1 protein-coding gene is annotated in these 607 nt (G+C 67.4%); it reads left to right on the top strand.

The genetic code is table 11. The features are described 5' to 3' along the window. A partial coding sequence (locus HW932_RS21520) for a hypothetical protein (protein WP_222932488.1) occupies nucleotides 1-607 on the top strand: 607 nt, incomplete at both ends.

Genomic DNA, 607 nt, shown 5'->3' with positions numbered 1-607 from the left:
TGCTGGCGACCACCGGTCGCCCCACAGAGGCCGAACCGCTCTATCGCGAGGCGCTGGCGATTGCCGATCAGGCCAGGCAACCGGCACTCCTGTGGAGTGTCCAGGGCAACCTCGCCGACTTCTATGCCGCGCAGTCCCAGCGCCCGCTGGCGATCTTCTTCGGCAAGCAGGCCGTCAACACCCTCCAGTCGGTGCGCCAGCATCTGGCCGATGCCGAGCAGACCACCCAGCAGGCCTTCCTCAAGAGTAAAGAGATCTACTACAAGCATCTGGCCGACCTCCTGATCGCCGAAGGCCGCCTGCCCGAGGCCCAGCAGGTGCTGGAGATGCTCAAGGAGCAGGAATACTTCGAGTTCGTGCGCCGCGACGCCGCCGATGACCCGCGCCGGACCCAGGCCGGCTACAACGCCTTCGAGGCCGAGCAGCTTCAGGTCTACGAGGCCGGCAGCCGCGACCTGGCCCGGCTGGGCGCCGAGTATCAAGCACTGTTGGCCCTCGAAGAGACCACGCCCCTGAGCGCCGCGCAGCAGGCGCGTCTGGAGGCGCTGCTGCCCGAGCTCGATGCCGCCAAGCTCCAGTTCAACGCCGCCCTCCAGCAACTCCTCAC

Origin of the sequence: Allochromatium humboldtianum, assembly GCF_013385175.1 — a bacterium.
Classification (GTDB): domain Bacteria; phylum Pseudomonadota; class Gammaproteobacteria; order Chromatiales; family Chromatiaceae; genus Thermochromatium; species Thermochromatium humboldtianum.
Note: the sequence above shows the minus strand (reverse complement) of the source record. Positions and strands in the feature narration are given on the sequence as shown.